Annotated in this window: 24 protein-coding genes; 17 read left to right on the top strand and 7 right to left on the bottom strand. The window is 71.5% G+C overall.

All coding sequences use genetic code 11. The features are described from left to right. Window positions 1-6: 6 nt before the first annotated feature. Window positions 7-1,575, bottom strand: a complete 1,569-nt coding sequence (locus ACWDR3_RS29475) for a phytoene desaturase family protein (RefSeq protein ID WP_450355611.1) — start codon at window positions 1,573-1,575, stop codon at window positions 7-9. 222 nt (window positions 1,576-1,797) lie between these two features. Further along, window positions 1,798-4,092: a tetratricopeptide repeat protein gene (locus ACWDR3_RS29470; RefSeq protein ID WP_450355610.1), complete on the bottom strand. Its 2,295-nt coding sequence runs from the start codon at window positions 4,090-4,092 to the stop codon at window positions 1,798-1,800. A gap of 257 nt (window positions 4,093-4,349) precedes the next feature. On the opposite strand from ACWDR3_RS29470, the gene ACWDR3_RS29465 reads away from it, so the two are divergent. Both ACWDR3_RS29465 and ACWDR3_RS29460 read left to right on the top strand, forming a co-directional pair. After that, complete coding sequence (locus tag ACWDR3_RS29465) at window positions 4,350-5,504, top strand: PucR family transcriptional regulator (protein WP_450355609.1); 1,155 nt, start codon at window positions 4,350-4,352, stop codon at window positions 5,502-5,504. A 131-nt stretch (window positions 5,505-5,635) separates the two neighbouring features. Beyond that, on the top strand, window positions 5,636-6,457 hold the full coding sequence (locus ACWDR3_RS29460) for a class I SAM-dependent methyltransferase (RefSeq protein ID WP_450355608.1): 822 nt from the start codon (window positions 5,636-5,638) through the stop codon (window positions 6,455-6,457). Between the two features lie 28 nt (window positions 6,458-6,485). On the opposite strand, the gene ACWDR3_RS29455 is transcribed toward ACWDR3_RS29460, so the two are convergent. Further along, complete coding sequence (locus ACWDR3_RS29455) at window positions 6,486-7,664, bottom strand: acyl-CoA dehydrogenase family protein (protein WP_450355607.1); 1,179 nt, start codon at window positions 7,662-7,664, stop codon at window positions 6,486-6,488. A gap of 131 nt (window positions 7,665-7,795) precedes the next feature. After that, entirely contained in the window at window positions 7,796-8,170 is a 375-nt protein-coding gene (locus ACWDR3_RS29450; RefSeq protein WP_450355606.1) for a ferredoxin, read from the bottom strand. A gap of 76 nt (window positions 8,171-8,246) precedes the next feature. On the opposite strand from ACWDR3_RS29450, the gene ACWDR3_RS29445 reads away from it, so the two are divergent. Next, entirely contained in the window at window positions 8,247-8,558 is a 312-nt protein-coding gene (locus tag ACWDR3_RS29445; protein WP_450355605.1) for a DUF6479 family protein, read from the top strand. A 101-nt stretch (window positions 8,559-8,659) separates the two neighbouring features. Here the strand turns inward: ACWDR3_RS29445 and ACWDR3_RS29440 are convergent, their stop codons facing one another. Further along, window positions 8,660-9,247 (bottom strand): Rv1733c family protein, encoded by a 588-nt coding sequence (locus ACWDR3_RS29440; RefSeq protein ID WP_450355604.1) that lies wholly within the window; start codon window positions 9,245-9,247, stop codon window positions 8,660-8,662. 136 nt (window positions 9,248-9,383) lie between these two features. Here ACWDR3_RS29440 and ACWDR3_RS29435 point away from each other — a divergent pair, with 136 nt between their 5' ends. The 11 genes from ACWDR3_RS29435 (at window position 9,384) to ACWDR3_RS29385 (ending at window position 20,144) form a co-directional block, all read left to right on the top strand. Further along, entirely contained in the window at window positions 9,384-10,355 is a 972-nt protein-coding gene (locus ACWDR3_RS29435; protein ID WP_450355603.1) for a YihY/virulence factor BrkB family protein, read from the top strand. 73 nt (window positions 10,356-10,428) lie between these two features. Beyond that, on the top strand, window positions 10,429-10,791 hold the full coding sequence (locus tag ACWDR3_RS29430) for an STAS domain-containing protein (RefSeq protein WP_450355602.1): 363 nt from the start codon (window positions 10,429-10,431) through the stop codon (window positions 10,789-10,791). Window positions 10,792-10,862: 71 nt separating this feature from the next. Then, entirely contained in the window at window positions 10,863-11,714 is an 852-nt protein-coding gene (locus ACWDR3_RS29425) for an STAS domain-containing protein (RefSeq protein ID WP_450355601.1), read from the top strand. Next, window positions 11,711-12,082, top strand: coding sequence for an STAS domain-containing protein (locus ACWDR3_RS29420; RefSeq protein ID WP_124001251.1), 372 nt, complete (start codon window positions 11,711-11,713; stop codon window positions 12,080-12,082). Before ACWDR3_RS29425 ends, ACWDR3_RS29420 begins: the two co-directional genes overlap by 4 nt. 29 nt (window positions 12,083-12,111) lie before the next feature. After that, window positions 12,112-12,501 carry an ATP-binding protein gene (locus ACWDR3_RS29415; protein WP_450355629.1) on the top strand — a complete coding sequence of 130 codons (390 nt, stop codon included), beginning with the start codon at window positions 12,112-12,114 and terminating at the stop codon, window positions 12,499-12,501. After that, window positions 12,489-13,553: an ATP-binding protein gene (locus ACWDR3_RS29410; RefSeq protein WP_450355600.1), complete on the top strand. Its 1,065-nt coding sequence runs from the start codon at window positions 12,489-12,491 to the stop codon at window positions 13,551-13,553. The genes ACWDR3_RS29415 and ACWDR3_RS29410 overlap by 13 nt, the downstream gene beginning before the upstream one ends. A gap of 129 nt (window positions 13,554-13,682) precedes the next feature. Beyond that, window positions 13,683-15,062: a sensor histidine kinase gene (locus ACWDR3_RS29405; RefSeq protein ID WP_450355628.1), complete on the top strand. Its 1,380-nt coding sequence runs from the start codon at window positions 13,683-13,685 to the stop codon at window positions 15,060-15,062. Further along, the gene (locus ACWDR3_RS29400; RefSeq protein ID WP_450355599.1) at window positions 15,052-16,656 is read left to right on the top strand and encodes a SpoIIE family protein phosphatase; all 1,605 of its coding nucleotides are present in this window, start codon (window positions 15,052-15,054) and stop codon (window positions 16,654-16,656) included. The genes ACWDR3_RS29405 and ACWDR3_RS29400 overlap by 11 nt, the downstream gene beginning before the upstream one ends. Before the next feature lie 167 nt (window positions 16,657-16,823). Further along, the gene (locus tag ACWDR3_RS29395; RefSeq protein ID WP_450355598.1) at window positions 16,824-18,044 is read left to right on the top strand and encodes a PP2C family protein-serine/threonine phosphatase; all 1,221 of its coding nucleotides are present in this window, start codon (window positions 16,824-16,826) and stop codon (window positions 18,042-18,044) included. A 31-nt stretch (window positions 18,045-18,075) separates the two neighbouring features. Then, the gene (locus tag ACWDR3_RS29390; protein ID WP_450355597.1) at window positions 18,076-19,698 is read left to right on the top strand and encodes a sensor histidine kinase; all 1,623 of its coding nucleotides are present in this window, start codon (window positions 18,076-18,078) and stop codon (window positions 19,696-19,698) included. After that, a complete protein-coding gene (locus ACWDR3_RS29385) occupies window positions 19,695-20,144 on the top strand; it encodes a response regulator (RefSeq protein WP_450355596.1) in 450 nt (149 codons plus the stop codon). The genes ACWDR3_RS29390 and ACWDR3_RS29385 overlap by 4 nt, the downstream gene beginning before the upstream one ends. Before the next feature lie 71 nt (window positions 20,145-20,215). Here ACWDR3_RS29385 and ACWDR3_RS29380 read toward each other — a convergent pair whose 3' ends face one another. Both ACWDR3_RS29380 and ACWDR3_RS29375 read right to left on the bottom strand, forming a co-directional pair. Continuing rightward, window positions 20,216-20,608, bottom strand: coding sequence for a PRC-barrel domain containing protein (locus tag ACWDR3_RS29380; protein WP_450355595.1), 393 nt, complete (start codon window positions 20,606-20,608; stop codon window positions 20,216-20,218). A gap of 79 nt (window positions 20,609-20,687) precedes the next feature. Further along, entirely contained in the window at window positions 20,688-21,671 is a 984-nt protein-coding gene (locus tag ACWDR3_RS29375; protein WP_450355594.1) for a proline iminopeptidase-family hydrolase, read from the bottom strand. 213 nt (window positions 21,672-21,884) lie between these two features. On the opposite strand from ACWDR3_RS29375, the gene dhaK reads away from it, so the two are divergent. From dhaK to ACWDR3_RS29360, 3 genes are read left to right on the top strand one after another with little or no spacing between them, the layout of a single operon-like run. Beyond that, on the top strand, window positions 21,885-22,877 hold the full coding sequence (gene dhaK, locus ACWDR3_RS29370; protein ID WP_450355593.1) for a dihydroxyacetone kinase subunit DhaK: 993 nt from the start codon (window positions 21,885-21,887) through the stop codon (window positions 22,875-22,877). 46 nt (window positions 22,878-22,923) lie between these two features. Then, a complete protein-coding gene (gene dhaL / locus ACWDR3_RS29365; RefSeq protein WP_450355592.1) occupies window positions 22,924-23,523 on the top strand; it encodes a dihydroxyacetone kinase subunit DhaL in 600 nt (199 codons plus the stop codon). Further along, entirely contained in the window at window positions 23,516-23,926 is a 411-nt protein-coding gene (locus tag ACWDR3_RS29360; RefSeq protein ID WP_450355591.1) for a PTS-dependent dihydroxyacetone kinase phosphotransferase subunit DhaM, read from the top strand. Before dhaL ends, ACWDR3_RS29360 begins: the two co-directional genes overlap by 8 nt. Window positions 23,927-23,965: the final 39 nt, after the last annotated feature.

Below are 23,965 nucleotides of genomic sequence, written 5' to 3'. Positions count from 1 at the left end.
CCCCTCTCACTCCCCGCCGCGCTCCAGCACCGCCATCGCCGCGTTGTGCCCCGGCACCCCGCTCACCCCTCCCCCGCGGACCGCGCCCGCACCGCACAGCAGGACGTTCGGGTGCCGGGTCTCCACGCCCCAGCGGCCGGTGTCCTCCTGGGCGTAGGGCCAGGACAGTTCGCGGTGGAAGATGTTGCCGCCGGGCAGGCGCAGGTCGCGTTCCAGGTCGAGCGGGGTCTTCGCCTCGATGCAGGGGCGGCCGTCGGCGTCGGTGGCGAGGCAGTCGGCGAGCGGTTCGGCGAGGTGGGTGTCGAGCTGGGCGAGGGTCGACTTGAGGAGTTCGTCGCGTACGGCGTCGTTGTCCCGGTCGAAGAGCCGCGCGGGCGTGTGCAGGCCGAACAGGGTGAGGGTCTGGTAGCCCTGCTGGACGAGGTCGGGGCCGAGGATCGTCGGGTCGGTGAGCGAGTGGCAGTAGATCTCGGAGGGCGGGGCACTGGGCAGTTCGCCGGCGGCGGCCTGCGCGTGGGCGGTGGCGAGATCGGCGTACCCCTCGCCGATGTGGAAGGTGCCGGCGAACGCCTCGCGCGGGTCGACGGACCGGTCCTTCAGCATCGGCAGCCGCTTGAGCAGCATGTTCACCTTGAGCTGGGCGCCCTCGGCGGGGGCGGGCGGGGTGTCCTCGGTCAGCTCGGCGAGGGCCTGCGGGGAGGCGTTGACCAGGACGTGCCGCGCGGTGACCGCGCCCTCGCCGTCGGGGGTGCGGTACGCGACCTCGGCGGTTCGGCCGTCCGTGTCGATGCGTACCGCCTCGTGGCCGGTGGCGACGACGGCCCCGGCGTGGCGCGCGGCCGCGGCCAACGCGTCGGTCAGGGCGCCCATGCCGCCGACGGGGACGTCCCAGGCGCCGGTGCCGCCGCCGATGACGTGGTAGAGGAAGCAACGGTTCTGGGCGAGCGAGGGTTCGTGGGCGTCGGCGAAGGTGCCGATGAGGGCGTCGGTGAGGACGACTCCCCGCACGAGGTCGTCGCTGAAGCGGTCCTCGATGGCGACGCCGATGGGCTCCTCGAACAGCACTCGCCAGGCTTCGTCGTCATCGACGCGTCGGCGCAGCTCGTCCCGCGAGGGCAGGGGTTCGGTGAGGGTCGGGAAGACCCGCTCGGCGACGCGGCCGGTCATGCCGTAGAACCGCTGCCAGGCCTCGTACTCGCTCGCGGATCCGGTGAGCCGGGTGAACGCCTCCCGGGTGCGCCGCTCGCCGCCGCCGACGAGGAGTCCGGTGGGCCGTCCGTCGCGCTCGACGGGGGTGTACGAGGAGACGGTGCGGGTGCGGACCCGGAAGTCGAGGCCCAGGTCCCGCACGATCTTCTTCGGCAGCAGGCTGACGAGGTAGGAGTACCGCGACAGCCGCGCGTCGACCCCGGCGAACGGCCGCGTCGAGACGGCAGCGCCCCCCGTGCGGTCGAGCCGCTCCAGCACCAGCACCGACCGCCCGGCCCGAGCCAGATAGGCGGCGGCGACCAGCCCGTTGTGCCCTCCGCCGACGATGACGGCGTCGTACGTGCGGTGTCCCTCGAGTGCGGTCATGGTTCTTCGTAACACGCGATGATCCGAGGCGGCCAGAGCGGAACCGGCGGGAGCCGGGCGTCCCGGGGGCGGGCGGATGCGAGTCACGCGGGCGGCGCTCCCGGAGGCGCGCGGCCCACGACCGACCATCAGAGGCGGACCGACCAGGGGCCAACCAGCCGAGGCAACCGTCCGGAACCGACTCCGGACGCGGACCGCCCGCCGTCCCTCCGGAGGGTCCCGTCAGCGACCGCCCGTAGCCCGCTGCTGCCGCAGTACCGCCACCCTCCGGTACAGCTCCACCGCTTCCGCGCCGCGGCCGAGCTGTTCGAGGCAGTGGGCCTCGTCGTTGCGGCTGGCGAGGGTGTCGGGGTGGTCGGGGCCCAGGACGCGTTCGCGGGCGGTGGCGACGCGGCGGTACTCGGTGAGGGCGTCCGTCCAGCGGCCCAACCAGCCGAGACTGACGGCGACTTCGCGGCGGCTGACCAGGGTGTCGGGGTGCTCGGGGCCCAGGACGCGGTCGCGGATGGCGCAGACGTCGCGCGACTCGGCGAGGGCCTCCTCCCAGCGGCCCAGGCGCCCGAGGTTGACGCCGAGGCCGTGGCGGGCGCGCAGGGTCTCGGGGTGGGTGGGGCCCTGGACGCGGGTGCGGTCGTCGATCAGGTCGCGGTAGAGGGCGAGGGCGTCCGCGCTGCGGCCGAGCCGGCCCAGGCTGATGCCGACCTCGTAGCGCGCGGCGAGGGTGTCGGGGTGGTCGGGGCCGAGGGCCTGGGCACGGGCCTCGGCGACCTCGTGGTAGGTCTGGAGCGCTTCCGGCCAGCGGCCCAACTGGCCGAGCGCGTAGGCGACTTCGTAGCGGGTGACCAGGGTGTCCGGGTGTTCCGGACCCAGCACGCGGGCGCGCGCCGCCGCCACCTCGACCGCCATCCGGTACGAGTCCTCCAGGCGGCCCAGCCTGCTGAGGTTGAAGGCGAGGTTGTGGCGACAGCGCAGGGTGTCGGGGTGGTCGGGGCCCATCGCGTGCTCACGGGCGACGAGCACTGACGTGTACACCTGGTGCGCGTCGAAGTGCCGGCCCAACTGGCCCAGTACGTACGCCATTTCCTGCCGAGCGGCGAGCGTGTCGGGGTGGTCGGGACCCAGCGCGCGGGTGCGGGCGGCCGTCACCTGCTTGTACTCCTGCAGCGCGTCGGCGGCCCGGCCGGTCCGGCTGAGGGTGAAGGCGACCTCGTAGCGGCTGGCGAGGGTGTCAGGGTGGTCGGGGCCCAGGAGGTGGGCCCGCTCGGCGGCGACCGCGCGGTGCACCTCGCCCGCCTCCGTCCAGCGGCCGAGCCGCCCCAGGCTGAGCCCGGCGTTGTGCCGACCGGCCAGCGCGGTGATCGCCTCCTGGGACGGGGCCCGCGGCCGGTCCGGCACCGGCTCCTCGGGCCGGCCGCCCGCCGGACGCGGAATCCACTCGCCGGTCAGACCCGCACCGGCGTCCGGCGGAGTGGTCCGCAGTCCGGCGCCGGTGGCCTTGTGGCCGGTGGTCATGCCCCGGGTCCAGGACGGCAGCCGGGTCTCGCGGGACGCCTCCGGCAGCCGGGCCTCCCGCGAGGGTTCGGGCAGCCGGACGACGCCGGCGGACCCCTGCTGGGGCGGTTGGAACACCGGCTGCGGGGTCACCACGGTCGGCACGTACGTCGGTGTGGTCCGGCCCGCGCTGATTCTGCGGCTCAACTCCCGCGCGTCGTGCGGGCGTTGCTCGGGCCGCTTGGCCAGCAGGTCCAGGATGATCTTCTCGAAGTACTCGGGCAGTTCGGCCCGCCTGCCGCGCGGCGGCTGGGGCGCGGTGTCGCGATGGCCGATGAGGATCGCCCAGGCGTCGTCGAGGTCGAACGGCGGTGCCCCGGTGGTGATCTCGTACAGCACGCACCCCAGCGAGTACAGGTCGCTGCGCTGGTCGACCTCGGAGCCGCTGATCTGCTCCGGGGACATGTAGTGCGGGGTGCCCATCGCGATGCCGGTGCCGGTCAGCCGGGAGGTGAAGCCGATGTCGTGGCCGAGGCGGGCGATGCCGAAGTCGCAGATCTTCACCGTGCCGTCGGTCAGCCGCATGATGTTCGCGGGCTTCAAGTCGCGGTGCACGATGCCCTGTTGATGGGTGTAGGCGAGGGCGGCGGAGACCTGGTCGGCGATCTCCACGACGTCACCGACCGCGAGGGGATGGTTCTTGTTGTCCTCCAGGAGCTGGCTGAGGTTGCGGCCCTCCAGCAACTCCATGACCAGGTACAGGATGCCGTCGGACTCCCCGAAGTCATGGACGACGGTGATCCCGCGGTGCTGGAGCGCGGCGGCCACCCGCGCCTCCCGCCGGAAGCGCTCGCGCAGCACTCTGGTGAACGCCTGGTCGTGGTGCGGGCCGAGCGGCTTGAGGCACTTCACGGCGACCTGCCGTCCCAGCGACTCGTCCCGGGCACGCCACACCTCGCCCATGCCGCCGCGCCCGATCAGATCGAGCAGCCGGTACCGGCCCTGGATCAGCCTGCTGTCCCCCATCTCCCGCGATCGCCCCCGTAACTGGTTCGCCCGGCCCTCCCCTGGCTCGTCCAGTATGGCGAGGTGTCGTCCGAGTTTGTACGGCGCCGTGCGGGAGTGCGGGCGCAGCCGTGACACAACGCGGAGATTGTGTTCAGGCGCGAGTGACGGGCGTGCATGTGCGGGGTCGCAGGGGCATCGGGGTGCGCCAGTACGCGCCTGTCACTCCGGGTGAGCGCGCTTGACATGCGCTCATTGTCGATTCGACAGTGTCGGGCGTGACATCCTCTGCGGTCCGACCCGCCGGACATCCCCTTCGCGAGCTGTGCGAATCCCTGCTGTCGCGGCTGGAGGAACTCAGCGTCGGGGTCACCGACGACATCAGGCGCGAGATCCCCTCCTACGCGGCGATGCCGCTGGCCGAGCAGCGGGACACCGTGCGCAGCCGGCTCCGGGCCCTCCTGCGGGGTCTCGCCCTCGATGTGGAGCCGACGGCCGAGCAACTCCTGGAGATCCGGGCCGAGTCGCTCAGGCGGGCGTACTACGGCCTGCCCGTCCAGGACGCGCTCGCGACCTTTCACATCGGCGCCCGTCGGCTGTGGGACGAACTGCGGGCCACCGCGCGGGGAACGGCGGCCGAGGACACCGCGATCGAGCTGGTCGCGCCCCTGTGGCTGTGGGTCCAGTCGGCGAGCGGTGTCGTCGCGGACGCCTACGCGGACGAGGCCGGCGCGCGGTACGGGCGCGAGGCCGGTCTGCGGCAGCGCTTCCTCGAACTGCTCCGAGTCGGCGGGGCACCGCGCGAGCACACCGCCGAGATCGCCCGCGAGCTGGGATTCGACCCGGACGGCGGCTTCCGGGCCCTGTGCACACCGGCCGCTCCATGGGCCGCGGAGGGACACCTCGTCCTGCTGCAACGTGCGGCACGGCAGATGTCCGGCCGGATCTCCTGCGGTCTGAGCGGGCAGCTGATGGTCGCCGTCACCCAGGGGGTCGACCCGGCCGACCTGGTCACCCGCGTGATCAAACTGGCCGGCGACGACACACGCGTGGGCGTCGGCCTCGACCGGTCCGGGCTGGCCGGTGCGGAGATGAGCATCGCCGACGCCGAGCGCGCCCTCGTCGTCTCCGAACGCGGCGGCCAGGCCACCTCGTTCGAGGACGTCTGGCTGCGGGCGAGCCTGGTCGACAGCAGGGACCGGCTGCAGCCCCTGTTCGCCGATGTCCGCCGAACAGCAGGCGAGCAGCCTCAGTTGGCGCAGACCGTCCTCGCCTTCGCGGACGCCGGGTTGTCGCTGTCGCACGCCGCCGAGGCGCTCATGATCCACCCCAACACGGTGGCCTACCGGCTAGGGCAGTGGCACAAGCTCACGGGAACCGACCCGCGCACCTTCAGCGGCCTGGTCCGCTCGGTCGTCGGCATCACGGGCTGACGGCGACTGCGAGAGTCGGCGACTGTGAAATCCACAGGAATCCGTCCTCGTACTCCATGATCACGCCGAAGACCGCCGACCCCGCCGATTCCTACACTCCGTGACTGACGACGCGCAGTGGAGGATCGGAAATGGCAGATACGGACACGAGTTCCTACGTCATGGGAACCACTTCTGAAGAGTCGGACCGGCTCGGCGTACAGGCCTCGCTGTACGACAGGCACACCGAATATCTCCTGAGGGCGGCGGGCCTGCGGGAGGGCATGCGTGTCCTCGACGTCGGCTGCGGTACGGGCGAGGTGTCACTCGCCGCCGCGCGCGCAGTCGGTTCGACCGGTCGGGTGCTCGGCGTGGACATGGACCCGGGGGTCCTGGAGCGGGCGCGCGCGAATGCCGCCGCGGCTTCGTTCTCGAATGTCACCTTCGAGCAGGGCGTGCTTCCCGATCTCGAAGTCGCCGGATCCTTCGACGCTCTTGTGGGACGGCTCATCCTGATTCACCTCGACGATCCGGTGTCGACCGTGAAGGGACTGACGCGGTTCGTTCGTCGGGGCGGGGTCGTGACGTTCCAGGACTTCAACATCTCCAGGACTCGCGCCATCCCCGCGGTGCCGTTGGTGACGGAGACGGTGGAGTGGATCAGCGCGGCGCTCCGAGAAGGGGGCCGCAACCCCGAGATGGGTGAGCAACTGGCAGCAGTACTGCGGCTGTCGGGGCTCCCCGATCCGAGCGTGGCGGTCGCCGCGCCCGCCGGCGGTCCCAACTCGGCGGCGGTGACGCTGATCGCCGAGTCGGCACGCAGCCTGTTGCCGGTGATGGAGCGCGGTGGCATCGCCACGGCCCGGGAGGTGGGCATCGACACGCTGCGGGAGCGCATGGCGCGCGCCTGCCAGGAGGTGCAGGCGACGGTCTACGTCCCGGAACTCGTGGCCGCGTGGGCGAAGGTGCGTTAGCAGTCCGCGTACACGAGGGTGTCGACGGTCAACGCCGAACTCGCGGCATCCCCAACCCGATCCACGAGATGATCTCGCGCTGGATCTCGTTGTTGCCGCCGCCGAAGGTGAAGATGACGGCCGAGCGGTAGCCGCGCTCCAGTTCGCCGTGGAGCACGGCGCCCACCGAGCCCTCCTTCAACTCGCCCGCGGCACCCACGATTTCCATCAGCCAGGCGTACGCGTCCCGGCGGGCCTCGGAGCCGTAGACCTTCACCGCGGAGGCGTCCTGCGGGGTGAGCGTGCCGTGCTGGACGGCGCTCACCATCTGCCAGTTGAGGAGTTTCATCGCGTCGAGCCTGGTGTGCGTACGGGCGAGCAGGCGGCGTACCCAGGGCAGGTCGACGACGCGGCGGCCGTCGGCGAGCTTGGTCTCCGTCGCCCAGCGCTGCACGTCGTGCAGGGCGCGGATGGCCATGGTGCCGTGGGCGGCGAGGGTGACGCGCTCGTGGTTGAGCTGGTTGGTGATCAGCCGCCAGCCCTGGTTCTCGGCGCCGACTCGGCGGGAGACGGGAACGCGGACGTTCTCGTAGTAGCTGGCCGTGGTGTCGTGCGAGGCGAGGGTGGTGATGAGGGTGCAGGAGTAGCCGGGGTCGGTGGTCGGCACCAGGAGCATGGTGATGCCCTTGTGCGGCGGGGCTTCTGGGTCGGTGCGGGTGGCCAGCCACACCCAGTCGGCGGTGTCGCCGTTGGTGGTCCAGATCTTCTGGCCGTTGACGACGTACTCCTCGCCCTCGCGCACGGCCCGCGTCTTCAGGGCCGCGAGGTCGGTGCCCGCGTCGGGCTCGCTGTAGCCGATGGCGAAGTCGATCTCGCCGGCCAGGACCTTGGGCAGGAAGTACGCCTTCTGTTCCTCGGTGCCGAACTGCATGATGGTCGGTCCGACCGTGTTGAGCGCCATCAGCGGCAGCGGTACACCGGCCTGCGCGGCCTCGTCGAAGAAGATGAACTGCTCCATCGCCGTGAGCCCGCGCCCGCCGTACTCCTTGGGCCAGCCCACGCCCAGCCAGCCGTCCGTGCCGAGCCGTCGGATGGTCTCGCGGTAGAAGCGCTTCTGGGTGGCCGGGTCGCCGTACCGGGCGTAGGCGTTGTCCGGCACCAACTCCGCGAAATAGGCGCGCAGTTCGGTGCGCAGGCGGAGCTGCTCGGGGGTTTGGTCGAGATGCACGGCGCCTCCAGGCTCCCGGGACCGGTCCTGACGGCGCACACGGTAGAACGTGTTCCAGAAATTGGGAATGGCGGTGCCGCGGAAAAGGAAAGGAGCGGAGCGGAAATGAATCAGGACTGGAAAAGAACAGGTCAGTCCAGCAGGGCCATGAAGTCGGTGCACGCGTCCGCGCACTCCCGGCACATCTTCGCCGCGTCCTGCGCGCCCGGGTACCGGTCGAAGACGTGCGCGCTCTCCAGGCACACGCTGCGGCACCACTCGACCTGGACGCGGATGCCTGCCTCGTCGAGCCGGTTCTGCTCGGACAGCATCCGGCAGGTGGCGTCGCACACCTCCGCGCACATGATGCCTTTGCGCCGGACGAGTTCCTGCTCCTCGGTCCCGTCCGGATCCACCATGCTCGCGCGCAAGGCGCACGCCCGTGCGCACTCGGTGCATGCCAGCGCGCACGAGAAGCGGTCCTCCAGGAACCGGATGAGCTCCTTCTGGGATGTCGTCGTAGTCACACAGCGCGAGTTGCCGGTACCGATCGCGTCAAACCCGGATCGGGTTCATGCCGGGGGTCACGGGTACTCGCGTGCCATGGACAACGCATGGATGGACATCGCCGCGGGGGGCACCGCCCTCGGCATCGGGCTGGTCGCGGTCGGAGTGGTCGTCGTGGCCCTGTTGCTCGGCGCCTTCTGGGCCGGTGCCCGGGCCCGCCGCCGCCAGTCGCCCCCGCCGCGCCCGGACGAGCAGCCGCGGATGCCGGAGGGCGGCCCGGTCCGCGAGGAGCGGGAACACCGCGAGTCCGACGAGGTACCCCAGGACGGCCGGCGCCGGACCCCGCACGAGATGACCAGTTCCTCCACCCCGGTCGACCCGACACAGCAGGAACGGCGCGAGAACTAGGGCGACGACCGGCCAGGCGGTGGCGGACGGGGCGCGCGAGGCGCGCGGAGTCCCGCCGACGGTCCGGGGCGGGCCGTAGTACGCAGCGGCGCCGCCGCAGGTCAGCCGGTGGTGTGCCCCCAGTGCCGACTGACCCGCTCCCACTCCGCGCCCCACCGCTCGGTGGCACGGCGCTGCACCCGAAGCCGGACGAGGTGCCCTCCTACGAGGACCACGGACCCGGCGAGCAGTGCGGCGCCGGCGCCGGACAGGGCCGCGCGGGCGGAGGCCTCGCCGGCGTTCACGGGTGCGGGGACCAGGCGGCCGTGTCCGTCGGTCCAGGCCCGGACCGGGCTGCCGGGCTCGGTGCCGGGCCGCACCGGCGCCAGTCCCGTACGGACCACGCCTTTGGCGTCGGTCCAGCGCACCGAGCCCACCGCACGGTCGTGGCGGATACCGGTGACCACATCGCGTGTGCTGCCGGGGACGATCCTGACCAGTACGGCGGCGACCGGTGTGCGGGCCGCCCGGTCCCGGGCCAGGGCCCGCTCCGCGGCCTGCGTCCCGACGACTCCCGCCAGCACCGCGCTGACCGTCGCGAGCACGCAGGCGGCGAGCAGGATCCACGCCTCCACCACATCGCTGCGCCGGCGCAGCGGATTCCTCCGCCAGCGCCAGGCCAGGACCGTGCCGCGTCCGGCTTTCCGCATCGCTCTCACCCCTCACGGGCGCAATGAGGACGGATACACCTAAACGGTCTCACCGGACGGGCCCGGGTGGGAGGTCCTGGCACGTACCTCGCTCCCGGCGACGCATGGTCGGGCCGGGCGGGGATACCCCAGTGGTATGCCACCGACACCGGGACCGGACGAAGATGTGCAGGACCGCGCGCCTGATCGGCCCACGAAGCTGCCGAAACGGTCCTGGTGGGCGGTGCTGAGGGGCACGGTCAAGGAGTTCCAGGCCGACGAGCTCGCCGACCGGGCCGCGGCGCTGACGTACTACGGGGTGCTGGCGCTCTTCCCGGCGCTGCTGGTCCTGGTCTCGCTGCTCGGCATCGCCGGGAAGTCGGCGACCCAGAAGGTCATGGACAATCTCGCGAAGCTGGCGCCGGGCTCGGCCCGGGACATCATCGGCGACGCGGTGCGGGAGCTGCAGGCACCCGGCGGCATCGGCTCGATCATGGCCGTGGTCGGGATCGTGCTCGCGGTGTGGTCGGCCTCCGGCTACATCGCCGCGTTCATCCGCAGCGCCAACGTGGTGTACGACATGCCCGAGGGACGCCCCATCTGGAAGGTGCTGCCGATCCGGGTGGGCGTCACGGTGGTGCTGCTGGTGCTGAGCACGATCAGCGCGCTCATCGTGGTGTTCACCGGCGGCCTGGCCCGGCAGGCCGGCTCGTTGCTGGGCATCGGGGACACCGCGCTGCAGGTGTGGTCGATCGCGAAGTGGCCGGCGCTGGTCGTCCTGGTCACGATCGTCATCGCGATCCTCTACTGGGCGGCGCCCAACGTGAAGGGCCGCGGCTTCCGTTGGGTCACCCCGGGCAGTGTGCTGGCCCTGCTGGTCTGGCTGATCGCCTCGGCGGGCTTCGCCTTCTACGTGGCCCACTTCGCCTCGTACAACAAGACCTACGGCGCCCTCGCCGGCGTGATCGTCTTCCTGGTGTGGCTGTGGATCAGCAACATCGCGATCCTGCTCGGCCTGGAATTCGACGCCGAGTTGGCCCGCCAGCGAGCCGTCGCCGGCGGACTGCCGAAGGACGAGGAGCCCTACCTTCCGCCCCGCGACACACGAACTTGGAGCAAGGAGGCCTAGTCCGGCTCTTTCTGGGGACCCGGCGGGCCGGAGGTCCCACCATGAATCCCTTCCTGCCGGCGGGCCGGACATCGTGACAGACGAACACCCCACCCACCCGGGTCATTTGACGGTCAGTCAGTCCACGGTCGACGGCGTCCGCGTCGTCGCCCTGCGCGGCGAACTGGACCAGGCCACGCACGACTGCGTGGGAGAGGCGCTGAAGCCGCCGCCCGGTGACGCGTCGGCGCGGACGATCGCCGATCTCTCCGGTCTGACCTTCATGGACTCCAGCGGCATCAACCTGCTGATCGCCGCCCACCGCGCGGCCATGGAGGCTCAGGGCTGGCTGCGGGTGGCCGGAACGCAACCGCCCGTGCTGCGCGTGATGCAACTCGTCGGCATCGACACCCTCATTCCCTGCCGCCCGACGGTGCGCCAGGCACTGGAGGACTGATCTCCGCACGGGTGCCGTAGTCTGCACGCGTCAGTTCTGACACAAACATTCGAATATCGAGGAGCGCCCGAATGGTGAAGCGAGACAGCGCTGTGGACCTGGTGGGGCTCCTGTCGGTCGACGGGCGGGACCTGGCCGCGTCATGGGTCTCAGAGGTCTCGGGGTCGCTGGGCGGTCGCGTGAGTACGGCGGAGCTCGACCGCGAGCTGCGAGAGCTGTACGAGGCCCTGGTGGAGGCGTTGCGACAGGGCGCGGCGGATGTCCATTCCGAGCCGATGTCCGAGGTCCGCGCCCTGCTCAACGAGTTGTCGAGGAACCGGGCCCGGCAGGGATTCTCGCCGAGCGAGACAGCCGTCAGTGTCTTCGCCCTGAAGCGGGTGCTCGAACCCGTGCTGGAGAACGGCTCCGCCGAGGAGATCCGCGCCTATCTGCGGCTCGCCAGAATTCTGGACGGGCTGGGGCTGTTCACGATCGAGACCTACACGCAGACGCGGGACGAGCTGATCACCGCGCAGGCGGAGCAGCTCCTCGAACTGTCCACGCCGGTCGTGCGGTTGTGGGACGGGGTCATCGCCGTACCACTGGTCGGCACACTGGACTCGGCGCGGACCCAGGTGGTGATGGAGAAGCTGCTGCAGGCCCTGGTGGACACCGGCTCCGAGCAGGCGATCATCGACATCACGGGCGTTCCCGCGGTGGACACCCAGGTCGCCCAGCACCTGCTGAAGACCATCGTCGCCGCCAAGCTGATGGGCGCCGAGTGCACCGTGTCCGGCATCAGCCCGCAGATCGCGCAGACCATCGTCGCGCTGGGCATCGAGTTCGACGGCATCGTGACGAAGGCCAGTCTGGCGGACGCCCTGAAGCTCGCCCTGCGCCGGTCGGGCGTGGACATGGTCGCGCACACGGGCGCGCAGCGATGAGCGAGCGCATTCCGATCCTGCGGATCGGCGACACGCTGCTGGTGTCCGTGCAGTTCGACCTGGAGGACCAGACCGTCCTGAACCTCCAGGAGGATCTGGCCGAGCAGATCGTGGCCAAGTCGGCCCGCGGCGTCATCATCGACATCAGCGCACTGGAGATCGTCGACTCCTTCGTGGGGCGCATGCTCGCGACGGTGGCCGCCATCTCGCGTGTGCTGGACGCCAGGACCGTGGTCGTGGGCATGCGGCCCGCGGTGGCGATCACTCTGGTCGAGCTGGGACTCTCGCTCGGCGGTGTCAGCACCGCCCTCGACCTGGAGAAGGGGCTGGCCAAGCTGCGTCAGTCCCCCAGTTCGGCCTTGCAGTGACCGCGCCCTGGACGGCAGGCGAGGAGCCGCTGGTCCATCCGGTCGCACGCAGCGGTGATCTCGTCCATGTCCGCCAGGCCATCCGGGCGCTGGCCCAGCGGTGCGGTCTGTCCCTGGTCGACCAGACGAAGATGATCACCGCGGCCAGCGAGCTGGCCCGCAACACCCTGACCTACGGCGGTGGCGGCACGGTCAGCGCCGGCATGGTGAGCAGGGAGGGCAGACAGGGTGTGGCCGCCGTCTTCGAGGACTCCGGGCCGGGTATCGCCGACGTCGAGCAGGCGATGACGGACGGCTGGACCTCGGGCGGTGGCCTGGGCCTCGGTCTGAGCGGTGCCCGCCGGCTCGTCGACGACTTCCGGCTGGTGACCGCGCCCGGCGAGGGCACGGCCGTGACCATCATCAAGTGGGCGAGGTGAACACCACGACCCTCCTCGAGCGCGAGGACCTGGCGTGGTTCCGGGACGGACCGTCCCTGTCGGTGGCCGCCCGCGGCGCGGCCGCCACGCTGGCCCGGCGCGTCGGCTTCAGCGGCCACCGGGTGGCCGAGGTCGCCCTCGCCGTCACCGAGGCCGCCACGAACGTCCATCGGCATGCCGTGGACGGGGCCCTGCTGCTGCGCTCGGTGCGTTCCGGGGACGCGGCCGGGGTGGAGTTCCTCACCGTCGACTCCGGGCCCGGGATGACGGACGTGGCCGCCGCGCTCGCCGACGGGGCGTCCAGCGCGGGCACGTTGGGCATCGGCCTGGGCGCGGTCTCCCGTCTCGCGGACCACTTCGACCTGCACTCCGTGCCCGGCCGCGGCACGGTCATGACCGCCCGGTTCTGGCCGCGCACCGGGGACGGCCGGGCCTCCGTCGCCTCGGGCGAGTCCGCCACCGACGGGGTCACCAGGCCCATCAGCGGGGAGAGCGTGTGCGGGGACGCGTGGGCCGTCCGCAGAGTCGTCGGTGACGGCGACGCGGGCCCTTCCCCGCTCCTGGTCATGCTCTGCGACGGACTGGGCCACGGCCCGCTGGCGGCCCGCGCGAGCCAGGCGGCGGTGAAAGCGTTCCACGCCGCCCACGACCTCAGTCCGGCCGGTGTCCTGGACGCCGTGCACCGCGCGTTGCGGGGGCTGCGCGGCGGGGCGGTCGCCGTGGCCCGGATCGAGCCGGCCGCGGGGCGGCTGCTGTACTGCGGTGTCGGCAACGTCAGCGGGTTCCTCGTCGCCGACGGTGTGCGGCGTGCTCTGCTGTCGGCCCCTGGCATCGTCGGCATGCACATGCGCCGGTTGCGGACGTTCGAGGAACCGCTCCCCGACCACGGCGCCCTGGTCATGCACTCCGACGGGCTGACCGAACGCTGGGACCCGGCGGTGCTGCCGGGTCTGCTGGGGCACTCGCCGCTCGTCACGGCGGGACAGCTGCTGCGCGAGGCCGGTGTGCGCCGGGACGACGCCTCCGTGGTCGTGGTCAACGGCGCCTGGTGAGCGAAGCGATGAGTGGGACGGGTGAGGACAGGAGTGGGCGTGCCGACCGAGGCGATTGAGCCGGGCCCGCGTGGCGGCGCGCCCCGCCACGGCCACCCGTCGGCGTCGGCGTCGGCGTCGGTCGAGCGGGTGGCGTCCTTCGGCCTGTCGACGTCCCAGGACGTGTTCGGACTCCGGCGCAGCGCTCAACAGGCCGCGGCGGCGGTGGCGTTGGAGCGCCAGGACCAGGTGCGGCTGGCCACCGCGCTGAGCGAACTGGGCCGCGACCGCCTCGGGTGCCGCGGGATCGAGGTCACCTTCGGCCTGGACCGGGCGGCGCAGCCGATGGCCCTGGTCATCACCTTCGTCTGGAGCGGTGGGCCGCCGCCGACGCGGGACACGCTCGACCTGGTGGCGAAGCTCGTACGCGTCGACCACGAGGCAGGCCCGTCCCTCAGCCGTGTCGTCATCACCCAGCCGCTGCCCATGGACGGGCCCTCCGCGGCGGAGCTGCACACGCGTCTGGCGAAGGTGCTCGCGGGCGGCGGGCGGTCCACCGAGGCGGACGATCTGCGCGCCCAGACCCGCGACCTGGTCGCCACGCTGGAGGAGACCCGCGCCCAGGGCGAGGAACTCCGCCGGATGAACGAGGAGTTGGAGGAGACCAACCGCGGAGTGCTCGCGCTGTACTCGGAGTTGACCCAGGAGCTGGAGACCACCAACAGCGGTGTGCTGGCCCTGCACTCGGAACTGGAGGACAAGCGGCAGCAGTTGCTGGAGGCGAGCGAGGCCAAGACCCGCTTCTGGACCAACATCAGCCACGAACTCCGTACCCCGGTCAACTCCGTGGTCGCGCTCTCCACCCTGCTGCGGGCGCCCAGTTCACCGCCCCTCACCGAGGATCAGCGGGAACAGGTCGACCTCATCGCGTCCTGCGGCCACACGCTGCTGTCGCTCGTGAACGACCTGCTGGACGTGGCCAAGGCCGAGGCCGGTCATCTCGACATCCATCCGCGGCCGGTGGATCTGCGGCTGCTCCTGGCCCACCTCGGCGGCCTCCTGCTCAGCGGCCACGACCAGGACCGGGTCGCCCTGGTCACCCCCGGCCTCGACCGGCAGCCGCCCCTGGTGACCGACGAGACGCTGCTGGTCCGCATTCTGCGCAACCTCCTGTCCAACGCCCTGAAGTTCACCGAGCGCGGAGAGGTGCGCCTGGACGTCGCCGTCGACCCCGAACCCGCGCCCCACGCCGTCCTGTTCACCGTCACGGACACCGGGATCGGTATCCCCGCCGACGAACTCGACCGGGTCTTCGAGGCGTTCTACCAGGTCCGCGGCCCGCACCAGAGCGGGCGGCCCGGCACCGGGCTCGGCCTGTCCTACGCCCGCACGCTCACCGAACTGCTCGGTGGCTCCCTCACTCTCACCAGCACCGTGGGCGTCGGCACCCGGGCGCGGCTGCGCCTGCCGGACCTCGGCCACGTACGCGTCGAAGAACCGGAAACCGAAGGGTCGGACCATGCCCGATAGAGTCCAGGATCCTTCACCGGCCACCGTCCTGGTCATCGACGACAACGAGACGAATCGCTACGTCCTCACCAGCTGGCTGCGGCGCGCGGGGCACACCGTGATCGGCGCCGCCACCGGCGAGCAGGGGCTCGCGCATCTCGACCTGCCCGAGGGCGCGCCGGTGGACTTGGCGATCATCGACGTCCGGCTGCCCGACATGAGCGGCTTCGAGGTCAGCGAACGTCTCAAGAACAGTCCGCGGACGGCCCACCTCCCGGTCATCCAGATCTCCGCCGCGGCCGTCAGTCCTGACGATCACGCCGAGGGACTGCGGCGGGGCGCCGACGCCTACCTCGACCAGCCCATCGACCCCGGCGAGTTGCTCGCCACCGTCACCGCGACCCTGCGATACGCCAGGGCCCGCCAACGCGCCGAACGGCTGGCGCAGCGCCTCATCGCGCTCAACACGGCGACGCTGGACGTCTACAGCGCGGTCGGCTTCCACTCCTTCGCGTCGGCGGCGACCGGTGGCGCGGCCGGTGTCCTGGGCGGTCCGGCCAGCGCGGTGTTCCTCTCGCCGCAGGCGCAGGCCGTGCACAGCATGATCGACGACCCGCTCACACCCGTACGCATCCATCCCGCGCAGCCGGGCCTGCTGGACCAGTTGGCGGCGCTCGGGCTGAACCAGGACACCGGGGTCCGGGTCGTCCGGGTCCCGCACGGGCAGTGGCGGGCCCTGCTGCCGGCCGACCATCTCCAGGGGGAGGTCGCCCTCGCGGTCGCCCGCACCAAGCGGGGCCGGCCGCCCGTGTGTCTGGCGGTCCCCGCGACCGCCCTGGGGAGCGCCGACGACGAGCAGCTCTTCCAGCAGGTGGCGAACGCGAGCGCCCTGGCCCTGGAGGCGCTGCGGACGTACAACGAGGAGCACGCGCTGGGTCTTGCCCTGCAACGCTCCTTCCTGCCCAAGGAGTTGCCCACGGCCCCCGGCATCGACCTGGCCTTCCGTTACGTCCCCGCCTCCGAACACGCGGAGATCGGCGGGGACTTCTACGAAGCGGTGCAGACCGTCAACGGGCTGCTGCTGGCCATCGGGGACGTCGTCGGGCACTCGGTGACCGCCGCGACCGTCATGGGCGAGGTACGCCACGCACTGCGCGCGTACGCCATCGAGGGCCACCCTCCCCACCACGTCCTGCAACGCCTGGAGACCCTGCTCGGCCAGTCCCAGCCCGGCATCACCGTCACCCTCTGCCTGGTCCTGGTCACGCCTGACGACCATCGGCTGCACATCGCCAACGCCGGGCACATCCCGCCCCTGGTGATCGACCCGCGGGACGGGCCCCGGTTCCACCACACGCACGGTCCCCTCCTCGGCCTGGGCCTGACCCATCCGCCGCCCACCGTCCTGGACGCCCCGCCCGGCACCCGGCTGCTCATGGTGACCGACGGCCTAGTCGAGGTGCGCACGGCCCATCTCGACACCACACTCACCGAGTTCCGCGAGGCGGTGGCCGAAGGACCTGACGATCTGGAGGATTTGTGCGATCTCCTCCTGGCACGTTTCGGACACAACAAGGACGACGACATCGCCCTGATCGCGGCCCTTTTCAGCTGAGCGTTCACGCGGAAAGATCCGGCCCAGGTTTGGATCCGGGCGAACTTGTACATCCGGTGAAGGAACTGAAAGGGTCGGCCGCTCGGTGTGGTTATCCTCTCCGCTGTCGTCGTCAGGCGACCGCACCCGGATCCGCGGCGCATGTGGGCAGGAAGGTCGGAACAATGATGTCGACGTCCGCTGGGGACGCCGAACCACCGTCGCGTGCGCGGGAGGACGGCGCCGCGGAGTGGGAATGGCCGGAGCCGTCCGTCCTGTTGATCGAGGACGATCCCGGTGACGCCCTGCTGGTCGAGGAACTCGTCGCCGACAGCGCGCTGAAGATGCGGCTGCGGTGGGTGCGGTCGATGGCGGAGGCGGCCGACGTCCTGGCCGCCGGGGTGCCCGACTGCGTCCTGCTCGATCTGCATCTGTCGGACGCCCAGGGCCTGGAGGCGGTCTCCCGGGTCAAGGCGTACGCCGATCAGGTCGCCATCGTGGTGCTCACCGGGCTCGCCGAGGAGTTGACCGGCCTCGCCGCGGTCGCCGGCGGCGCACAGGACTACCTGGTCAAGGGGCGCGTCGAACCCGAGCTGTTCGGGCGGGCGGTGCGCTACGCGATCCAGCGCAAGCAGGCCGAGCAGTCCGCGGTGGCGCTGCAGGCCAGCCGGATGCAGGCACAGGAGAACGCCCGCCTCGAACGGGGGCTGCTGCCCCGCCCGTTGCTGCACTGCGACGACGTCGACGTCGTGGCCCGCTACCTTCCCGGGCGGGCCCAGGCGCTCCTGGGCGGCGACTTCTACGACATAGTGCAGACCGCCGACGGCACGGTGCACGCGGTGGTCGGGGACGTCTCCGGGCACGGACCGGACGAGGCGGCCCTGGGCGTCGCCCTGCGGATCGCCTGGCGCACCCTGGTGCTCTGCGGTGTCACCGGATCCGAGCAGATCGGCCGGCTGGAGGAGATCCTGCTCGCTGAGCGTGCCCGGGACGAGGTCTTCGCGACGCTCGTCAGCCTGTCCGCCGTACCGGGCCAGAAGCGGGCCCGGGTGGTGCGGGCCGGCCACCACGGATTGTTGCTGCGCACCGACCATGGTGTGGAGTGGGTGGAGCCGCCCGGCGGTCCGGCGCTGGGGGTGGTACCCGGAGGAGCTTCGTGGCCGATGACGGAGGTGGACGTGCCGGCGGGCGCGGGGGTCGTGCTGTTCACCGACGGCCTGTTCGAGGGACACGTCGGCCGTGGCGCCGAGCGGCTGGGCGAGGCGGGACTGCTGGCCCTCGCCCGGGAGGAGGCCGCGCTGGCGCCGGAGCCGTTCGCCGACCGGCTGATCGAGCGGGTCGGCGGCCTGGCCGAGTCACAGGGCGGCCTGGCCGACGACGTGGCCCTGGTGCACCTGTGCTGGAACTGAGCGAGTGGGGCGAGCGGTGCGGGACCGAGGCATGACGGACGGGGCGAGCCGGGCCTGGATCGGGCGCCGGCTCACCGTGCAGAGCTGGTTCTACCTGGTCCTGGCGCTCATGATGCTGGTGGTCGTGATCGGCACCGCGGTGGGCGCGAGCCTGCTGGACCGGACGGCGCGGGTGACCGACCAGCTGCTGGAGCACGTCCAGCCGGCCCAGACGGAGGCGTACCGGCTCCAGGCGACCCTGGTGAACCAGGAGACCGGCGTGCGGGGGTACGCGATCGCCGCCGACCGGCAGTTCCTGGAGCCGTACACCCAGGGCAAGCGGGACGAGGCCCGGGTGGCCGCTCGCCTCCGCTCCCTGATCGCCGACCGGCCCGCGCTCCTCGCCGACCTCGACGCGGTCCAGCGGGGCGCCGCCAACTGGCGTGACACCTATGCCGAACCGCTCGCCGCCTCCGTCATCCCGGGCCGGCCGCGGACCATCGACCAGAGCACCGCCGACCGCGGCAAGGAGAAGTTCGACGACCTGCGCGCCCTGTGGACGAAACAGGACCGGGACCTGACGGAGGCGGTCCGCGACGGCCGGCAGAAGCTGGCGCACGAGCGCAATGTTCGCAACGCGATCCTCACCGGCATGGTGGTCCTCTTCGTACTGACCGGGCTCACGCTCGCGTTCCTCGTGCGACTGCTCGTCACCCGCCCGCTGGAGGCGCTGCGCGAGGCGTCCCGGCAGGTGGCCGACGGGGACTTCGACCACGTCATCAGGGGCGGCGGTCCCTCGGACCTGGCCGCGGTGGCCAAGGACGTCGAGGGCATGCGGCAGCAGATCGTCGCCGAACTGGCGGCCTCCCGCAGCCAACGGGACATCCTGACCCGGCAGGCCGCCGACCTGGACGCCCAGGCCGTCGAACTGCGGCGCTCCAACGCCGAGTTGGAGCAGTTCGCGTATGTCGCCTCGCACGACCTCCAGGAGCCGCTGCGCAAGGTCGCCTCGTTCTGCCAGCTGCTGGAGAAGCGGTACGGCGATCAGCTCGACGAACGGGGCCTGCAGTACATCGACTTCGCGGTCGACGGCGCCAAACGCATGCAGGTCCTCATCAACGACCTGCTCACCTTCTCCCGGGTCGGCCGCGTCAACGACGCCCAGGTGCCCGTCGATCTCGGCCAGACCCTCGACAAGGCGCTGTCGAACCTGACGGCGGCCGTCGAGGAGTCCGGCGCCCGCGTCGACCGTCCTGGCGCCCTGCCCGAGATCGTCGGCGACCCCATGCTGCTGGCCATGCTGTGGCAGAACCTCATCGGCAACGCCCTCAAGTTCCGCCACCCGGACCGCCCGCCGCACGTGACGATCACCTGTGCCGTGGACCCCGACCGGCCGGACACCTGGCTCGTGTACGTCACCGACAACGGCATCGGCATCCCCGCGGAGTTCGCCGAGAAGGTCTTCGTCATCTTCCAGCGGCTGCACAGCCGTGACGCGTACGGCGGCACCGGCATCGGACTCGCCCTGTGCAAGAAGATCGTGGAGTACCACGGCGGCACGATCTGGCTCGACACCGGCCGCACCGAGGGCACCCGCTTCTGCTTCACCCTCCCGTTCGCCGCCGTCCCGGCGACGGCCTCCGACCCCAGCACCGAGAAGAAGGCCCTGACATGACCACTCCGCCCGCCTCCTCCATCGACGTCCTGCTCGTGGAGGACGACCCCGGCGACGAGTTGATGACCCGCGAGGCCTTCGAGGACAACAAGATAGGCAACACCCTGCACGTCGTACGGGACGGCGAGGAGGCCCTCGACTTCCTCTACCGGCGCGGCGACCACCCGAACGCGGTCCGCCCCGGCCTCATCCTGCTCGACCTCAACCTGCCCAAGTACGACGGCCGTCAGGTCCTGGAGAAGATCAAGTCGGACCCGGAGCTGGCCCACATCCCCGTGGTCATCCTCACCACCTCGGCGGCCGAGGAGGACATCCTGCGCAGCTACAAGCTGCACGCCAACGCCTACGTCACCAAGCCGGTCGACCTGGACCAGTTCATCGCCGCCGTCCGCCAGATCGACGACTTCTTCGTCCAGGTCGTCCGGCTGCCGCGCAGCGGCGCCTGAGCCCGCACAGGGCAGCGGGCACGCGAAAGCCCCAGGACTCCTTGGAAGTCCCGGGGCCGAGGTGCGACGGATCAGACCATGGGGCTGCGCGGGGTGCCCAGGTCGGGGCCGCCGCGCGGGGTGTTCGTGCCGTAGTAGGTGCCCAGTTCATCGTGGTAGCCCGGGTCGCCCAGGTGCTTCTCGCGGTCGAACTCCGGGGCATCCTTGATCTGTTGCTTGGTGCGGTCGACGAACACCTTCTCGTCGTCCGAGTCGATCCTGATGACCGTGCTCGCCGGGAGCAGGACTTCCTTGCCGAAGATCCACACACCGGTGTCCACCACCAGATAGGCGTCGCCGACCTCGTCGGAATGCTTGTCGACCTTGCCGATACCGCCGTCGGTGGCTTCTACCTTGTAACCGGTGAGGTCGACACTCGCCAGACGGTCGGCGGTCGACCGGTAATCCCAAACATTCTCATTCACGTGAAAACAACTCCTCCGGAAAATGCGGCCTCAGCGACCGGCATCCACCGAGTGCCCAACACTCAGGGCTTCACGCGGATCAGCGAACTCTGTCCCACTTCGCCAGGAACGACGAGAGCGTCCGCATGTACGCCTCCCGGTCCTCCCACATCGCCATGTGGGCGCTGTTGGGGAACTCGACCCGCTCGGTGGAGGGGAGACGCTGTTCCAGGGTGTCCGTGGAGTCAACCGCGAACTCGTCGTAGCGGCCGCGGGTGAGCAGGACGGGATACCTGATCCGGCGCAGCTGGGCGGTGCGGTCCCAGGTGGAGAGATTGCCGGTCATCACGAACTCGTTGGGGCCGTTCATGGTGGCGTACACCTGGTTGCCGTCGACGTTCGCGGCGCTGCGCAGCAGGGCCTCGGGGTACGGGTCGAGGCGGCAGAAGAAGTTGGCGTAGAAGACGTTCACCGCGTCGAGGTACTCGGGCGCGGTGTAGTCGCCCCTCGCCTCGTACTCGTCCAGGACGCTCTGTACATCGGCGGGCAGGAGCGTGCGCAGCTGCCGGGTGCCCGCGACGAACTGGGGCGCGCTGGACGAGGTGCTGGCCAGCACGACGGCGCCCACCTCGCGGGGCCGGCGGAGCAGGTACTCGATGGCGAGCCAGCCGCCCCACGAGTGCCCGTACAGGTGGAAGTGGCGCAGGCCCAGCGCGCTCCGGACCGCCTCCAGCTCGGCGACGAACCGGTCGATCCGCCAGAGCGCGGGGTTGTCGGGCTTGTCCGAGTGACCGCAGCCGAGCTGGTCGTAGAAGACGACCGGCCGGTCGGTGGCGAGGTCGCCGAGGGACTCCAGGTAGTCGTGGCCCGCACCCGGTCCGCCGTGCAGCACCAGCAGCGCGGGGCGCCGGCCACTGCCGACCACGTTCACCCAGACCCGGCCGCCCGGGACGTCGACGTACCGCACACCCGGCCGGAGACCGGATCCGCCGCCCGCACCGGGCTTCGCCCGCGCGGCCACGGGCACGAAGCCACCGGCCGCCAGGGCGCTGGACGACTTGAGAACGTTACGACGGTTGATCATCGTGAGGACTCTCTGCTCTCCTGTTGACGCGCGACGGTCACGGGCGCCCCCGAGTGCCCGATCAACCCTCTGCCGCCCGGACATGATCGTGCATCGGCCAGTTGACCTACTTCCGACCGCTGCCCACCCCCTGGTCCGTCACCCGATCTCGCCTACTCTGACCAGTGAGGAACAGGCCGGACGCCCGACAGCCGTGCACACCAGGAGGTACCGATGAAGATGTTGATCAACGTCCCGGAAACCGTGGTGGCGGACGCGTTGCGAGGCATGGCCGCGGCGCACCCCGAGCTCACCGTCGACGTGGAGAACCGCGTGATCGTACGGCGGGACGCCCCCGTGGCCGGAAAGGTCGCCCTGATCTCCGGCGGCGGCTCGGGGCACGAGCCGCTGCACGGCGGATTCGTGGGTCCCGGCATGCTCTCCGCCGCCTGTCCCGGCGAGGTCTTCACCTCCCCGGTGCCGGACCAGATGGTGCGCGCGGCGGCGGCCGTGGACAGCGGGGCCGGCGTGCTGTTCATCGTGAAGAACTACACGGGTGACGTGCTCAACTTCGACATGGCGGCGGAGCTCGCCGAGGACGAGGGCATCCAGGTCGCCAAGGTGCTGGTCAACGACGACGTGGCCGTGACCGACAGTCTCTACACGGCGGGCCGGCGCGGTACCGGCGCGACGCTGTTCGTCGAGAAGATCGCCGGTGCCGCCGCCGACGAGGGCCAGCCGCTGGAGCGGGTGGCGTCGATCGCCCGACAGGTCAACGAGAACTCCCGCAGCTTCGGCGTCGCGCTCAGCGCCGGCACCACGCCCGCCAAGGGCACCCCCACCTTCGATCTGCCCGCCGGCGAGCTGGAGTTGGGCGTCGGCATCCACGGCGAGCCCGGCCGGGAGCGGCGGCCGATGATGACCTCGGGCGAGATCGCCGACTTCGCGCTGAACGCGATCCTGGAGGACCTGCCCCCGCGCAACCCGGTCCTCGTCCTGGTCAACGGCATGGGCGGCACCCCGCTCCTTGAGCTGTACGGCTTCAACGCCGAGGTCCAGCGCGTGCTCGCCGCCCGCGGTGTCGCGGTCGCCCGCACGCTCGTCGGCAACTACGTCACCTCGCTGGACATGGCCGGCGCGTCGGTCACCCTGTGCCAGATCGACGAGGAGACGCTGCGGCTGTGGGACGCGCCGGTGAAGACGCCGGGGCTGCGCTGGGGCGTGTGACACGGGGACCGGCGACCGCAACTCACCTACCACGCAAGGAGATCCCGTGCTCGACGCCGACTTCTTCCGCCGTTGGATGACGGCGACCGCCGCTTCCGTCGACCGCGAGGCGGAGCGGCTCACCTCCCTCGACTCCCCGATCGGGGACGCGGACCACGGCAGCAATCTGCAGCGCGGGTTCCGGGCCGTGGCCGCGACGCTGGAGAAGGAGGCGCCGGACACGCCCGGGGCGGTCCTGACGCTTGCCGGACGGACGCTGATCTCGACGGTCGGCGGCGCGTCGGGGCCCCTGTACGGGACGCTGCTGCGCCGTACCGGCAAGGCGCTCGGGGAGGCCGGCGAGGTGAGCGAGGCGGAGTTCGCCCAGGCGCTGCGGGCCGGGGTGGACGCGGTCATGGCGCTCGGCGGTGCCGCGCCGGGCGACAAGACCATGATCGACGCCCTCGTACCGGCCGTGGACGCGCTCCCGGACGGTTTCGGCGCGGCCCGGTCGGCCGCCGAGGAGGGCGCGCTGGCGACCACGCCCTTGCAGGCGCACAAGGGCCGCGCGAGCTACCTCGGCGAGCGCAGCATCGGGCACCAGGATCCCGGGGCCACCTCGGCGTCCCTGCTGATCGCGGCCCTGGCGGAGGCGGACGGTGAGTGACGGCGAGCTGGTCGGGATCGTGCTGGTGTCGCACAGCGCGGAGGTCGCCGCGTCGGTGGCCGAACTGGCGAAGGGCCTCGCGGGCGGCGGCACCGAGGTGCCGGTGGCCGCGGCGGGCGGCACCGAGGGCGGCGGCCTCGGCACCAGCTCAGAGCTGATCGCCGCCGCTGCCGCGTCCGTGGACCGGGGTGCCGGGGTCGCGATCCTCACCGACCTCGGCAGCGCGGTCCTCACCGTGAAGGCCCTGCTCGCCGAGGGCGACGAACTCCCGCCCGGCACACACCTGGTGGACGCCCCGTTCGTGGAGGGCGCGGTGGCCGCGGTCGTCACGGCCTCGACAGGCGCCGATCTGGCCGCGGTCGAGGCGGCGGCCGGGGAGGCGTACACCTACCGCAAGGCATGAGGACGCGGGCGCCGGCGGACCCAAAAGAGTCCGCCGACG

It is taken from the genome of Streptomyces sp. NPDC001002 (genome assembly GCF_053599215.1).
This window is presented reverse-complemented; position numbering and strand designations above follow the sequence as displayed.

What these genes read in the sequence shown, in the direction of transcription:
- ACWDR3_RS29400 (WP_450355599.1), top strand. Translation starts at nt 15,052, where the DNA reads ATGCCCGATAGAGTCCAGGATCCTTCACCGGCCACCGTCCTGGTCATC.
- ACWDR3_RS29375 (WP_450355594.1), bottom strand. Translation starts at nt 21,671, where the DNA reads ATGATCAACCGTCGTAACGTTCTCAAGTCGTCCAGCGCCCTGGCGGCC.
- ACWDR3_RS29440 (WP_450355604.1), bottom strand. Translation starts at nt 9,247, where the DNA reads ATGCGGAAAGCCGGACGCGGCACGGTCCTGGCCTGGCGCTGGCGGAGG.
- ACWDR3_RS29390 (WP_450355597.1), top strand. Translation starts at nt 18,076, where the DNA reads ATGACGGACGGGGCGAGCCGGGCCTGGATCGGGCGCCGGCTCACCGTG.
- dhaK (WP_450355593.1), top strand. Translation starts at nt 21,885, where the DNA reads ATGAAGATGTTGATCAACGTCCCGGAAACCGTGGTGGCGGACGCGTTG.
- ACWDR3_RS29425 (WP_450355601.1), top strand. Translation starts at nt 10,863, where the DNA reads ATGGTGAAGCGAGACAGCGCTGTGGACCTGGTGGGGCTCCTGTCGGTC.
- ACWDR3_RS29395 (WP_450355598.1), top strand. Translation starts at nt 16,824, where the DNA reads ATGTCGACGTCCGCTGGGGACGCCGAACCACCGTCGCGTGCGCGGGAG.
- ACWDR3_RS29475 (WP_450355611.1), bottom strand. Translation starts at nt 1,575, where the DNA reads ATGACCGCACTCGAGGGACACCGCACGTACGACGCCGTCATCGTCGGC.
- ACWDR3_RS29385 (WP_450355596.1), top strand. Translation starts at nt 19,695, where the DNA reads ATGACCACTCCGCCCGCCTCCTCCATCGACGTCCTGCTCGTGGAGGAC.
- ACWDR3_RS29420 (WP_124001251.1), top strand. Translation starts at nt 11,711, where the DNA reads ATGAGCGAGCGCATTCCGATCCTGCGGATCGGCGACACGCTGCTGGTG.
- ACWDR3_RS29445 (WP_450355605.1), top strand. Translation starts at nt 8,247, where the DNA reads ATGGACAACGCATGGATGGACATCGCCGCGGGGGGCACCGCCCTCGGC.
- ACWDR3_RS29460 (WP_450355608.1), top strand. Translation starts at nt 5,636, where the DNA reads ATGGCAGATACGGACACGAGTTCCTACGTCATGGGAACCACTTCTGAA.
- ACWDR3_RS29435 (WP_450355603.1), top strand. Translation starts at nt 9,384, where the DNA reads ATGCCACCGACACCGGGACCGGACGAAGATGTGCAGGACCGCGCGCCT.
- ACWDR3_RS29470 (WP_450355610.1), bottom strand. Translation starts at nt 4,092, where the DNA reads ATGGGGGACAGCAGGCTGATCCAGGGCCGGTACCGGCTGCTCGATCTG.